Raw genomic sequence first — 12,425 nt, forward strand, 5'->3', positions numbered from 1 at the left:
GCGAACGTTGTGTCCGCTCTCCCCAGAGCTTGTCGGCCGCAACACCGACTGCGCCAAGGCGATCGATCTCTCTGCGAATGTCGCTCATCAAGTCGCCGCTTGGCTCTCGCACTGTTCGACCCATTCAAAATTCGTCCGTTGACACGACTGAACTGTCCTAGAGAGACCAGCCATGCGCAGATACCGTGGAGCGAAGCTACAAATCCGTTGCATCGCTTCCTACTAAAAACGAATTTATGTTTGGTCTCTGATGGGTCGTCGGCACGGCAACTCATGTCGGCTCATGGCACAAAACGGACATGACGCGATGTCCGACTTGAGTCCGATATGCGCTCAAGAGCGGACATCGCAAAAAGGTGAAACCTTGTCACCGTTACAATTGTCTAAGCACGTCAAATCCAAGTTTCGCGCGATAAGAGGGGTTCGCTCAGCGCTTGGCTCCTCTGAGATGTGAGATCGTGCCACCTTTGCATGCTAACCACCAAGGAAGCGAAATTCTGCTCAAGGCGCGAAAGAAGAACGGTCGCACAGAAATTGAAGTCGGGGATATAAGTAATCAACAGCCTATCGACCCGCTTACTGAACCGGGGATTATTGAGGGCTTCGGTCCATAGCTCATTAGCTTTCGAAGCTGCCAACAGCCAATGGCCATAGAAGTATCGCCCCACACGGGACCTTCGATTAGGGCGCAATTGTCAGTCATCGTCTTTCTCCATGCCGCCAATTGATGAGGGTCGACTGCACAATCGGCAGGTTTGCGTTCTCAATTCGACTTGTTAGCTAGTCTAGCGCGACGACAGTAGCCACGAACTTGTTCTAAGAATCCGCAACGGTTGAAATCGCGGACCCTCAAAGGTGCCCAGCCCAACTCGCGCATCAACGTGGCAAGGTGCCGGTACGCACCGGCTGTACGTTCGCGCTGGGGTAATTCAAGCACGTCCAACAGGTGTTGCGTGGACACACGCTCGATGCCGTCGAAGTCGACTTTGCCGCGCAGCCGCTCCAGCCGTAGCCGCCACGGATCGGTGTCCTGTGGCACGGCTTCAGCTTCGGCGGCCCTGAGTTTCGCTAGGAATGACATGCTTATTCCTTTCCGGACTGGTCACGAATTGCAGCTTAGGCAATCGTGCCACTGATCGGTATCCAGCACATACAGTCTGCCTCATCGCGGGGGGCGGGATGACAATATTTGACGAGCGCCATCGCGTGTTTGCTGTCGCGAAAGACAATTGGAGTTGGTCCTTGCCTGAAGGCCAGCACCTCATGGGTGGCTCTGGGCTGCTGCCACATGAGTTGGCGCTCAATATACCAAAGTGTCTTTGAGCCAATCCCTGTTTCGACGACCGGGTGGACCCAAAGGAAATGACCGTCTGCAAGCGTTTGAACTGAACCGTTGTTCCCGGAGTTTACCCATTTCCTGGACCGCCGCGTGCGGGAGCGGAAAGTCATAGGATCAGCCAGCCAGAGGAGTTCATGATTGCCAACTGCAACATATTTAGCGGACGGCACAAACGTGTCCGCTAGGTGCACCTGGTTGCGATCGATGAACTCCTCGACGAAGTCTTTGTGCTCGAGGCGGAAGATCCATTGCTCAAGAGCGTGATCGGATGTCATACCTGCCCCCCGTCTGGCATCGGCAATGCCGCTGGTTGATCTAGTTGGCGTGATGTTTGGGGGACATCCGTCTAGTTCGGTCTATGTCCAACAGCTTAAGAATGTACAAATAATCTCGGGCACTCGGTGACAGAAAAAGGTGTAACGGTTGCGCCGAACAAGAGCGAACATCGGCGACCGTGTCACACTCCCTGCACTCGACTGGGGCTATGGCAGCCATCAATCTCGCCACCGACGGGGGCTTCATCAGCCACGCACGCGGGTAGAGCCCAGTGACAAGATGCGTGTTGAGAAGTCTACAAGGTTGGGGACGAGCATCTGGACTGTATGACCCTGTCACCTTCGAGAGAGCGGCCTAGCAGCCGGGGTGCTCCACCCGCCCCCAACTTGCTCGTGCAAATTGGCTGTTTTCCAAACAGAAGAGCGGGTAGAGCAGGTAGAGCAGGGAGATTTAGAAAACTGTGTGGGTGGATAATACGTGGTGTATAGTCGCCCTGCCGTTCCGTTATGGCGTCCTGTCGCGGCGTCGCGGCGAACCGTCAACAAACCCATGCTCTAGCCGCTCTTCCTGCACTTGAATAAAGAAAACAAGAAGTAAGGCGGTGTGCGAGTTTAACGAGCGCCCCGCAAAACGACAGCGAAACGCGCTTCAGTGAGAAGGTAGTCTGGCGCGCGGGTGGAAATGGCGTCACGATACGGCCCGATCCCCGGCGATGGCGCGATCGATTGGCATCGATCAATCCTGAATCTCAACGAATTTGGCACGCTCGAATTGGTGGGCAGGCATAGCCGCGCCGGCGCGACGGGCGCCATACCTGTTCGGCTAGGCTATTGCATCTAGTGGTGGAGGGGGCACGTTTGGACGCTTATTAACATCTCCAACCGCTTCTGCGCCGTACGCTTTTCAATATGCGCCAGGATCGGCCTCAAACGTACTCGCAGGTCCAGCGAGCTTTGTATTCCTTTCGCTTGCGGTCGATATACCTGTTTGCCTCTTCCAAAGACTCGAACTCCAGGTCGCGGTCTTCGTCGTCGTCGCCGCCGGGTTCGAACATGTAGCCGGACTCGTTGTGGGACCATACCTTGATCGCTTCGATGACCATCCGCCGGTTCGGATCAATTCTGGTGCGCGTCCCTGATCGTGCGGTTTAGGGCTGCCGGACATTTGGAGATGTGCTGGCACCTTTACACATGGGGCGACCAGGTCGAGGTGCTGGCTCCGAAAGCCCTCCGCAAAATGGTCCACCCGTATAGGCGGTCTGATTTCGCCGCGCTCCCATGAAAGCGCGGGAAAGCCCTGAGTTTGATCTCAAACACATGCCTAGCTGTAGGCCCACAACCCTAAGACGAATCGTACCCGAGTCGGTAGACTGACGCTGCGAATCGGCACCGGAGGTTTTTTTCAATCCGTGACCGATCTATAAAGTAGGGAGGCGCTGCGTCTCCGCCGAATGGGACGTCATGGCCGAAGACCTCTATCATCCCGATCATGTTGACCGCCAGCTGGTTCGGCTCGATGGTATGCTGAACGAGGCCGAATTGTTTGCGACCGTCAGCGCGACCGGTCCTCCAGCCGTTCCTCCGGAGGTACTTGTCAGGCTCCTCCGTAGGTGCAGCGTCGAGACGAATCCGGCGCTGGAAAGAGTCGTGCTCGTTGCTCTTCTGGGGCGGGTGAGCCGCTGGGTGGAACGCCGATATTCCGGGGTTTCCGTAGCGGACCAGGAGGATTTGACCCAGGATTTGATGCTGAGCGTGACGAGGGCGATCGCCCGGCAAGCGGGAATCGACTGGTGGGAGATAAGGTTTTTCTACAACCTGACGAATGCCGCGGCTGACCTGTACCAACGCCTGTTCGACAAGGGCCTCAAGACTGCTACCGCGGACATCGGCGATCAGGCGGACGAACTGGACGATGGCGGCCGATTGGCGACGGCGATGATTGACAAGGAAATCCTTCACGCTCGGCTCGCGGAGATTCTGGACAAGGACGAACTTGAGCTGTTCTACCCTTTCTTTCTGGGCAGCGTTCCCATCAGCAGCGCGAAAGCAACGATCGACCTCGTCCGTTTGTTCAACATTCCGGCCGGAACGCTGCGGGAGAAGAAGACCGCCATCAAGCGAAAGCTAGAGGCGGCATTGGATAAGGAATTTCTGTGATGAACGCTGATGATATCGATCCGCGAACCCTGGCTGATAGCATTTTCGAAGCCGGTTCGAACCGGGATGAAGTCGGCGCTGCGCTCGAAATGTTGGGCGACCGCAAATCCGAATTTCTGAGCCGGCTCGCAGCGCGGGCCGCTCTGCGTGACGCTGCGGGCATTGCTTCGGAGAGGGGAACGGACGATGGCCATGGGGCTGCATCGGCCTCGCTGATTGCGCGCGTCCAGGCTGATTATGAAGCTGAAAGAGGCCGCGCGCCGCCGTCACGTCCGAAAGACCTTTCGCGGCTACCTACGTGGATCGCCGCCAAATCCGCCTTCGGCAACGACGTTTCCTTCATCATCAAGCTTGCGGGACGTCACGTGACGCCGCCCTCTGCCCGATTTCTGCGCTACGCAGCTGACGCGCTTGGCGTCGCGTTCGCGCAGGTCCGAGACCACTTCTCGGAAGGTTTGCCGCGCGGCGTGGTCGGCGCCGAACACAAGGCTTCCGGCAAGCCGGCGAACGATGGGATCGAGGATTTTGCGGGGGCTGTACGGGGCGCCAATATTCCTGAGGATATTCGTGCTCGTTGGCTTTCGGAGTAGCTGAGCATGGATGCGTTCGGGCTCTCTCGGATCCAGGCCAGGGCGATGCGCGCGCTTGTCCCTGCAGGGATAGCTTCGGGACTCAAAGCGGTGGAGCACGCGTTTGCCGCCGGGGGTTTTCAGATACTGGAAGAAAGCATCGAAGGCTCGATCCTCGGTGGATGCTTCGCGAAACTTTATCGTGAAGCATCTGCTGTCTATGTAGTGAAGGACGCCTCGCCGGCCGACAAGGCGCTACACTTGGCGCATGAGCTCGGGCATCTCGATTTGCACAAGCCTAACGAGGAATGCGAGCTCCACAACACCGACTTGCGCCCCGCAGGATCGAGGGCGCTTTCCAGGGTCGAGGCATACGGGCCGCGTGAGCGCCGCGAGCTGCAGGCGAACGTCTACGGCCGAGAATTTCTCCTTCCACGCGATCTGGCCCGGAGGCTTTTCCTTGAAGAGCGACGTTCGGCTTCCGCGATCGCGGATCTTCTCGTCCTTCCGCTGCAGATGGTCCGCCAGCAACTCTTCGACGCGCTCCTGCAAAGCCCCGTGGAGCCGCCAGCGGTGAAGGCGCGGGGCGAACCGGTGAAGCTCGACGTTAGCCAGGCGAAGGCAGTCGAGCATGAGGGACGTGCCCTACTGGTCGAGGCCGGCCCGGGCTCGGGCAAGACCAAGACGTTGGTCGCCCGCATCAACTGGCTTTTGGCGAAGGTCCATCCTTCGCACATACTTGCGCTGACTTTCTCCAACAAGGCGGCGGCCGAACTCGCTTCAAGAGTTGTAGAAGACCGGGGAGGCGACGTAGTAGAAGTCTGGACCGGCACCTTCCATGCCTTCGGGCTGGAGATCATGCGCCGGCACTACGACCGCCTAGGGTTGGATCCGAAGATCCGATTGGTCTCCCCCTCGCAGGCTGTCGAGATGTTGGAGGAGCATCTCCCATTGTTGGGGCTCGACCATTTCCACGACCTCAGCAATCCCGGCGCGAAGCTCAAGGAGATCCTTAAGCCGATAAGCAGGGCGAAGGACGAACTCATAGGGCCGCAAGAATTCCGGCGACTGGCGGTACTTGGATTGAATAGGGCGCACGCCGAATACGATGCTCTTCGCAAGAAGACCAAAGCCGCCATGAAGCCCGTCGAGGTCGCCGAGAAGACGCTCGAGGCGGCGGCAGTCTACGAATTCTACGACAAGATGCTCAGAGAGCGGAAGCTCGTCGATTTTGCCGACCTCGTGATGATGCCCACACTGCTGATGCGGAGCGATCCCGAGGTGTTGGCCGAACTGCGCTCGCGCCACCGTGAGATACTTGTCGACGAATACCAGGACGTGAACCGTGCCAGCGCCGAAATGCTCAAGCTGCTTTGGGGCGACGCGGGCCGCATCTGGGTCGTGGGAGACGCCCGGCAAAGCATCTACCGCTTCCGCGGCGCTTCCGCCCTCAACATGGAGCGCTTCGAAAGCGACTTCCCTGGCGGCACACGCCGTCCTCTCCAGTTTAATTACCGCTCCACCGAGCATGTGACCGCGCTCTGCCGGACCTTCGCCAAGGTCACGGACGACCTTCGGCGCGCCGCGGGTGTCGAAGAGGGCAAGACTCTGCCATATCTGGCCGAAGCTAAGCGCGAGGAAGTCGGCAGCCGGTGCAGGGTTCTCGTCGGCCTGGACGACGATTGCGAAGCGGATTTGGTCGAAGGCGAGATACGGAGATTGTGTGGCGCCGGCGTGAGTTTCGGGCGTCAGACGGTGCTGGCGCGGACAAACACCCGTCTGGACACTCTCGCCGCGCGTCTCGCCCGGCACGGCATCCCGGTCCTGCATCTTGGTAGCTTCTTCGAGCGGAACGAGGTCCGGGACATCCTGTCGATCCTCGCCATTGTAGCCGAGCCGAACGGGGCTGCGTTGTCGCGCGTCGCGGCGTTCCGAGGAATCGACGTCGTTGGAGCCGACGTCGCCCGCGCGGTCGGGCACGCCCGCGAGCTCGGGCGGGCGCTTGCCGAGACCATGCCCGATGCGGCCGACGTCGCGGGGCTGTCGGTTGGCGGCCGCATCGGGCTCGTGAAGCTGGGCATCAGCTTGAAGAATCTGCGGCCGTGGACGCCCGCATTCGAGGTGGCTGCCACGTGGCTACTCGACCGCAGCGATTACCTGCGTCACCTTGCCGGGGACTACGGCATCGATGCGGACATGAGCCGCTCGGCTGTAAGGCAGCTTGTGGAATTCCTCGACCAGGTCGAGCCCGACGGAATGCCGCTCATGGCGAAGGCGGCGCTTCGCAGGGTCCGCACAGTCATGTTGCTCGCCGACGATCGTGACTTGCGCGAGCCCGATCTTGGGCCGGAAGTCGACGCAGTCCGGCTGATGACCGTGCACGCAGCGAAGGGCTTGCAGTTCGGCGCGGTGCATCTGGTCGGTCTGCACTACAAGGGATTTCCGAAAAGCCCGGCCGCAGACCAGTGCCAGGTGCCGCCGGGAATCGGCGACGGTCGGGACCATGCGACGGCGCAAGCGGAGGAAGAACGGTGCTGCTTCTTCGTCGCGATCTCGAGGGCGGAGGACCACCTGCGCCTCTACCATACCTGCAGAGCGCAGAAGCAGGCGCGCGAGCCGTCGCCGTTCATCGCCGAACTCGGATCCTTCGAGATCGAGACGCTCGATGTTCCGAGCCGCACGTTCTTGGGGCCGTCGTTCGGCGTGGATCCGTTCGAGCTCGACTCAATCACATTCCACGACATACGCGACTTCGAGAAATGTCCTCTACGCGTGGCGTACCGGCATCAGCTCGCCATCCGAAGCCGGCGCCATGAGAGCCCCCATTTGATGACCGGCGGCGTCATCTACGAGTTGATCGACAGGGCTTCCGAACTCGCGGACGCGGGGCCGGCGTTGGAAAAAACATTGCTCGCTGCGTTCGCCCGTGCGTGGGCTGATCGCGGGCCGTCGCCGGACCATCCGCTGGCCGCGGACTACGAGCGGGTCGGACGACGCAGCCTTTCCGGCCTGCACAACCTGATCGAGGCCCATGCCGGATCCGGCAACGCTCCTGTCCGCCTCCCCATCCGGGGCGGCCACGTGCTCGCGCCTCCGCCGATATTCTCCACCGATCCGGCCAAAGGGCGCATGGCGCGCATGGTGATGTCCGGCAAAAGGGACACGGCGAACGCCAGGGCATTGACGGCGGGTCTGTTTCTTGCGGCCGCCAGGGTCGCCGCTGGAAGGCCTGTCGCCGCCGAAATCGCCCATCTAGCCGATGGCGGCACCGTGCCCATCTTGCGGACGGATTCCGAAATGGCGGGCGATCTGGAACAGGCGGCGTCGATCTTGGACGCGATCCGCGCCGGTCGGCTCGAACCGAAGCCGCAGCTCCAGACCTGCATGCGGTGCGGGCACTTCGTTTCATGTCCGGGCACGGGCGCTCGACCCGCGATCTGAATCCGATCGGGGGCCGGACATTCAAGTCCGGAGGTTTTTTCGGCGTGGCGCCGATGGACTCCATGAACGGCCATCAGGGCCGTGAACGGAGCGCCAAAATGACTACTCACATCGACATCTTCATCCGCCGGGAGGACGAACGCGATCCTTCGCGCCATCAGGTCCATGAGGGCATCACCGTGGAGGCCCTCAAGATCCATCTCGCCGGCGGCGGCGAGGTGGTCGGCATCTTCCTCTTCGATGAGGACAGCGACGAGCCGCTGCACGACGGACACGAGATCCGGGGTCACGGCGACGTTCACGGTTCGCGGATCCTGCATCACAGCCGTTGCCGCCACGTCCACGTCGTCGTGCGCTACGCCGGACGGCCCGCCGAGCGTTCGTTCGGTCCGGGCTCGACGCTCGCCCGCATCAAGGATTGGGCGGAACGCGAGTTCGGGATCGGAGCTGTTGATGCTGCGGAGCTGTCGCTCCAGCTGTCGGGCACCACGGACCGTCCCGACGAGACGGTCCATGTCGGCTCCTTGGCGAAGTGCCCCGATTGCCGGGTAGTCTTCGACCTCCTGCCGACGATCCGCGTGAACGGGGGCATCTGATGACCCCCGATCTCGCCCAACTGGAGCGCGACGTCGCGGCGGCCCCCTTCCTAGAGGGGGTTGCCCGCCGGCGTTGGCGTCTGATCACCGTCGCTTGGCCGTTCGCGATCTTCGGCGTCACGGCGAAGGATATGCGCGAATTCGCGCTCCGCCTGGAGTGCAGCGGATATCCCACCCAGCCTCCGACCGGCGGGCTGTGGGACGTGGCCCAGAATGCGATCCTGGTGCCGCAATCCTGGCCGCGGGGGGACGAAGTCTTCCTCGGTACGTTCCGGACTGACTGGCACTCCGGGTCAGCGCTGTACTTTCCGTTGGACCGGCTGTCCCGGGTGGGACATCCGGACTGGGCCAGCACGCACCCGCATCTGACATGGGAGCCGGCGAGAGGGGTCGTCCAGTACCTCACCGAGGTCCACCGCCACTTGAATTCGCGAGGCTACCATGGCGCAGCATGAATCCTCGGTCGTCACTTGCTCCTTGGCGCTCTGGTGGAAATTGTTCCGCGAACTGCGGCGTCGCAGCGCCGGGGTGCGTGAGAGCGGGGCATTTCTTCTCGGCGTGAGGCAGGGCGACACCGCGAAGGTGAGATCGCTTGTTTTCTACGACGACGTCGATTCGGGTGCTCTGTCGACCGGCATCGTCCGCCTCTCAGGGCACTCCATGAACGAGGTGTGGCAGATCTGCGCCGACAAAGGCCAAATCGTCCTCGCCGACATCCACACCCATCCGGCGGGTGCCAGCCAGAGCCGCTCCGATCAGGACCATCCGATGGTTGCCATGCGAGGCCACCTGGCCCTCATTGCCCCCCGCTTTGCGGACAGTGCGTTCGATCTCGCAGGGATCGGCGTTTACGACTACCTTGGCGCAAAGCGCTGGGACATCCTCTCGCCGCCGCGGTTCGGATGGTTCTGCGTCCAGATCCGAGGTGCTTAATGTACGGGCCAGACCTGGACACGATAAGGGACTCGCTGAGCCGAATCGCCAAGATCGACATCGATAGCGGCGCCGCGCCTGACATCGAGACGGCCGTCGGCCGACTGCTGCTCCATAGACTGGCTGTCGTCGTGGGGCCGGAGGTCGCCGCAAGCGCGCCCCATCAGGCTGCGCTTCTTACCGTCGTGAACATCGCCCGACGATACGCGCTCGGAGGCGTCTTCGTGTCGGGCAATGTGGACGTGCCGCTGCTCGTCTTGGGCGGTGACGGCAATTCGCTGGCGGGAGAAATCGAGGCGCAGGGCGGAAGGCTTTCCGGACATGACGCGTCGCTTCCCGGCGTCGTGATCGGGACGCCCGATGTCCTTCCCGCCAAGGGGGTCGCGGTGACTTTCGAAGGTTGGCGCGGCGGCGTGGTGAGGCTGGGCGCAACCAGATTGTCCGAACGGACCACGGTGGTCCCGGCGGCGGTGCTTGCGGGTGCGCTGGCAGCAGGGGAGGCGTTCGCCATGATCCGCGGAGAGGCCGAGGCTGGCCATCGGTCCGTCGGGCTCTCGCTCTGGAGGCCTGACCGCGCCTACGATTGGCTCCGGTCCGGGAGCGACGGACCGCCGCTCGAGGCCCTTCCCGATCACCTTTGGATCCTCGGACTAGGCCACCTCGGCCAGGCCTTCCTGTGGGCACTGATGTTGTGTCCGCATCGGGACAGATCGGGCGTGCGGCTCGTCCTGCAGGACATCGACGTGGTGACCGGTTCGACCGACAGCACGTCGATCCTGACGCAGAAGGGAATGCTGGGCATGAAGAAGTCGCGTGCAGTCGCCGGCGTGCTGGAGCGTCACGGATTCAGTACGACGCTGATCGAGCGCCCGTTCGATGGCGCCTTCCGGCGCAGGGAGGCTGACGATCCTGCCGTGCTCGTCTGCGGGGTGGACAACGTGCTGGCTCGCTCGCAGATCGAGGATCCTGGCTTTCCGATGGTAGTGGAGGCCGGTATCGGAGATAACGCTCAGGACTTCCGGTCTCTGCGTGTCCATACTTTTCCCGCATCGAAGGCGGCGGCCAAACTGTGGCTTCCCGGCAGCCCCAGAGAAGATAAGGCCAACATTGGGCGTCCCGGCTATCGCCGGCTCTCGGAAGCGGGGGGCGACGTCTGCGGGCTGACGCGCCTGGCGGAGACCGCGGTCGGCGCTCCGTTCGTCGGCACCGTCGCAGGCTGCCTGATGTTGGCCCAGGTGCTTCGCCTCCTTTCGGGCGACGAAGCCGATGCTCTTGTCGATCTCGACCTCCGGGCAGTTCGGTCGAGGCGAGCCGTGCGGAACGAAGTGATGCGGACGTTCAATCCAGGCTTTCAGGCCCTAAGTGGCTAGTCCGAGCAGATCGCCCGTCTGCTCAAGGAACGGCGCTTTGCAAAGGGCGAGACCGTCATCATGGAGGGGTCGGGCGGCGCCGCCTTCTTCATCATCTCCTCTGGAGAGGCTAAGGTTTCGAGCAAAGGCGTCAACCTCGCTACCCTCGGCCCGGGTGAGTACTTCGGCGAGGTCGCCTTGATCGACGGCGGGCCCCGTTCGGCCACAGTAGACGTAGGGATCTGCCGAAGTGCGGTACCAGCCGCCCTTTTTTGGGACGCTACCCTTTCCGTGAACAGCGGTTGTCACGTTGGACAATGTCGTCGCAACAAAGTTTTCAGATCCATGGGATTCCATCAAATGCGATTGCGTGACCACGCCACGAATGGCGAAATCATCAAGCATAGAGATCATTTTCTTTGCAGGTCACTCGTCCCTCCGCATGCGAGCTGAATTACAAAACCTGTCATCGCACTTGGCTTGTTGTGGTTGACGAAAACATGCAGCGCCGCCCGGCGCGAGGTGAGGTGAATGCTCATCGATGGCCCTTCGCCGCTCACCCCGCTCTGTCTCGCCTCACGCTTCGCATGCTGCTCGCCGACTCTGCCCCTCCAGCGGACCGGAAGCAGGCTCAATGCTCGACATCCCTTCCCAGCCAAGGCTCCCACACGGATTGGACATCGTGCGCATCGCCAAGAGACGGCAAGAGATCAATGCCAAGTCCCGCTTCATCGATCGCAGGCCTAGAGTTGCTGACCTATGAAAGGTAGGATCACGGAATGCGGGTTGACGGACGGCAGCCCGCAAGCATTTTCAATCAGGGGTTCCAGCCATTTACCGCAACGATTTCCGGACGCTGCAGCTTTTCACCGCCGCTTGTGAGTTGAGCAGCATCTCGCGCGCGGCGGAGCGGCTTGGCATGGCTTCTTCCGCGGCAAGCCGGCGAATTCAGCTCCTTGAGCATGACGCGGGCACGCCATTGCTCGAACGCAGACCTCACGGAGTACTGCCCACAGCGGCCGGCCAGACATTCCTGCGTTTTGCCCGCGATATCCTTCATTTGCTGGACAGAGCCGATCACTTGCTCACCGGCCACGAAGCCGGCACCCGGGGCTATGTTCGGGTTGCATCGTCGAGTTCGGTCCTGCTTGCGCGCCTTGCATCCGATTTGTCGAAGTTCGCGGAAATGCATCCCGATATCGAGATTGATCTGGAAGAACGAGGTACCGAGGGAACGCTTGAAATGGTTCGCAACAAGGAGGCCGATATCGGCTTGTTTGTCGGTGTCACGGAAGCCCATTCGCTTGTTACATTTCCGTTTGGTGGTGATCGCCTCATCCTTGCGGTGCCTCAGACCCACAGCCTCGCGAAGCACGATCGCATTCGCTTTCAGGAGTTCGTTGGCGAGGATTTCGTGACGCTAGGTCACGGTACGGCGGTTCGGAAGATCCTGCTCGAGCAGGCAGGCCTGCTTGGCGCCACGGTGCATGTTCGCGTTCAGGTCAACAGTTTTGAGGTTATGGCTTTGATGGCGAGCAAGGGTTTGGGGATCGGAATGCTACCGGAGGCGGCACTTGTGCCGCTCGTCAACTCATACGGCCTAAAAGGAATTGAAATTGACGAGCCGTGGGCTTGCCGAAAGTTCTTGCTGTGCGTGCGCTCCGTGCCTGACTTGGAGCCACCCGCGAAGAAATTGATGACTTTTCTGCTCAACAAGTAACCAATTCGAGAAACTCGAAAGCAGGCTTGTCCTAATTCGCCTTTAT

The 12,425-nt window shown here is 61.1% G+C and carries 13 protein-coding genes; 10 read left to right on the plus strand and 3 right to left on the minus strand.

The window, feature by feature from the left end:
• Nucleotides 1-763: 763 nt before the first annotated feature.
• From V1289_RS22965 to V1289_RS22975, 3 genes are all read right to left on the minus strand, one after another.
• Nucleotides 764-1,081 carry a hypothetical protein gene (locus tag V1289_RS22965; RefSeq protein WP_334399026.1) on the minus strand — a complete coding sequence of 106 codons (318 nt, stop codon included), beginning with the start codon at nt 1,079-1,081 and terminating at the stop codon, nt 764-766.
• Nucleotides 1,082-1,116: 35 nt separating this feature from the next.
• Nucleotides 1,117-1,614: a hypothetical protein gene (locus V1289_RS22970; RefSeq protein ID WP_334399028.1), complete on the minus strand. Its 498-nt coding sequence runs from the start codon at nt 1,612-1,614 to the stop codon at nt 1,117-1,119.
• 926 nt (nt 1,615-2,540) lie between these two features.
• Complete coding sequence (locus V1289_RS22975; protein WP_334399030.1) at nt 2,541-2,717, minus strand: hypothetical protein; 177 nt, start codon at nt 2,715-2,717, stop codon at nt 2,541-2,543.
• 38 nt (nt 2,718-2,755) lie between these two features.
• Here V1289_RS22975 and V1289_RS22980 point away from each other — a divergent pair, with 38 nt between their 5' ends.
• The 10 genes from V1289_RS22980 (at nt 2,756) to V1289_RS23030 (ending at nt 12,379) form a co-directional block, all read left to right on the plus strand.
• Nucleotides 2,756-2,896: a hypothetical protein gene (locus tag V1289_RS22980; protein ID WP_442896061.1), complete on the plus strand. Its 141-nt coding sequence runs from the start codon at nt 2,756-2,758 to the stop codon at nt 2,894-2,896.
• 179 nt (nt 2,897-3,075) lie between these two features.
• Nucleotides 3,076-3,771, plus strand: a complete 696-nt coding sequence (locus V1289_RS22985) for a hypothetical protein (protein ID WP_334399032.1) — start codon at nt 3,076-3,078, stop codon at nt 3,769-3,771.
• Entirely contained in the window at nt 3,771-4,361 is a 591-nt protein-coding gene (locus V1289_RS22990; protein ID WP_334399034.1) for a hypothetical protein, read from the plus strand. Before V1289_RS22985 ends, V1289_RS22990 begins: the two co-directional genes overlap by 1 nt.
• A gap of 45 nt (nt 4,362-4,406) precedes the next feature.
• Nucleotides 4,407-7,781 (plus strand): UvrD-helicase domain-containing protein, encoded by a 3,375-nt coding sequence (locus tag V1289_RS23000; protein ID WP_442896194.1) that lies wholly within the window; start codon nt 4,407-4,409, stop codon nt 7,779-7,781.
• 62 nt (nt 7,782-7,843) lie between these two features.
• Complete coding sequence (locus V1289_RS23005) at nt 7,844-8,377, plus strand: hypothetical protein (protein WP_334399036.1); 534 nt, start codon at nt 7,844-7,846, stop codon at nt 8,375-8,377.
• Nucleotides 8,377-8,832 (plus strand): DUF7665 family protein, encoded by a 456-nt coding sequence (locus V1289_RS23010; RefSeq protein WP_334399038.1) that lies wholly within the window; start codon nt 8,377-8,379, stop codon nt 8,830-8,832. The genes V1289_RS23005 and V1289_RS23010 overlap by 1 nt, the downstream gene beginning before the upstream one ends.
• Nucleotides 8,819-9,310 (plus strand): hypothetical protein, encoded by a 492-nt coding sequence (locus tag V1289_RS23015; RefSeq protein ID WP_334399039.1) that lies wholly within the window; start codon nt 8,819-8,821, stop codon nt 9,308-9,310. Before V1289_RS23010 ends, V1289_RS23015 begins: the two co-directional genes overlap by 14 nt.
• Entirely contained in the window at nt 9,310-10,680 is a 1,371-nt protein-coding gene (locus tag V1289_RS23020) for a hypothetical protein (RefSeq protein ID WP_334399040.1), read from the plus strand. The genes V1289_RS23015 and V1289_RS23020 overlap by 1 nt, the downstream gene beginning before the upstream one ends.
• A 60-nt stretch (nt 10,681-10,740) precedes the next feature.
• Entirely contained in the window at nt 10,741-11,112 is a 372-nt protein-coding gene (locus V1289_RS49810) for a cyclic nucleotide-binding domain-containing protein (RefSeq protein WP_442896062.1), read from the plus strand.
• A 403-nt stretch (nt 11,113-11,515) separates the two neighbouring features.
• Nucleotides 11,516-12,379 carry a LysR family transcriptional regulator gene (locus V1289_RS23030; RefSeq protein WP_334407626.1) on the plus strand — a complete coding sequence of 288 codons (864 nt, stop codon included), beginning with the start codon at nt 11,516-11,518 and terminating at the stop codon, nt 12,377-12,379.
• Nucleotides 12,380-12,425 lie beyond the last annotated feature (46 nt).

This window comes from Bradyrhizobium sp. AZCC 2289, from assembly GCF_036924615.1.
Lineage (GTDB): Bacteria > Pseudomonadota > Alphaproteobacteria > Rhizobiales > Xanthobacteraceae > Bradyrhizobium.

Excerpts from the sequence above, each read along its gene's own strand:
- V1289_RS49810 (WP_442896062.1), top strand. The coding sequence starts at position 10,741 with ATGGAGGGGTCGGGCGGCGCCGCCTTCTTCATCATCTCCTCTGGAGAG.
- V1289_RS23020 (WP_334399040.1), top strand. The coding sequence starts at position 9,310 with ATGTACGGGCCAGACCTGGACACGATAAGGGACTCGCTGAGCCGAATC.
- V1289_RS23015 (WP_334399039.1), top strand. The coding sequence starts at position 8,819 with ATGGCGCAGCATGAATCCTCGGTCGTCACTTGCTCCTTGGCGCTCTGG.
- V1289_RS22975 (WP_334399030.1), bottom strand. The coding sequence starts at position 2,717 with ATGGTCATCGAAGCGATCAAGGTATGGTCCCACAACGAGTCCGGCTAC.
- V1289_RS23000 (WP_442896194.1), top strand. The coding sequence starts at position 4,407 with ATGCGCGCGCTTGTCCCTGCAGGGATAGCTTCGGGACTCAAAGCGGTG.
- V1289_RS23005 (WP_334399036.1), top strand. The coding sequence starts at position 7,844 with ATGAACGGCCATCAGGGCCGTGAACGGAGCGCCAAAATGACTACTCAC.
- V1289_RS23010 (WP_334399038.1), top strand. The coding sequence starts at position 8,377 with ATGACCCCCGATCTCGCCCAACTGGAGCGCGACGTCGCGGCGGCCCCC.
- V1289_RS22990 (WP_334399034.1), top strand. The coding sequence starts at position 3,771 with ATGAACGCTGATGATATCGATCCGCGAACCCTGGCTGATAGCATTTTC.
- V1289_RS22970 (WP_334399028.1), bottom strand. The coding sequence starts at position 1,614 with ATGACATCCGATCACGCTCTTGAGCAATGGATCTTCCGCCTCGAGCAC.
- V1289_RS22965 (WP_334399026.1), bottom strand. The coding sequence starts at position 1,081 with ATGTCATTCCTAGCGAAACTCAGGGCCGCCGAAGCTGAAGCCGTGCCA.
- V1289_RS22985 (WP_334399032.1), top strand. The coding sequence starts at position 3,076 with ATGGCCGAAGACCTCTATCATCCCGATCATGTTGACCGCCAGCTGGTT.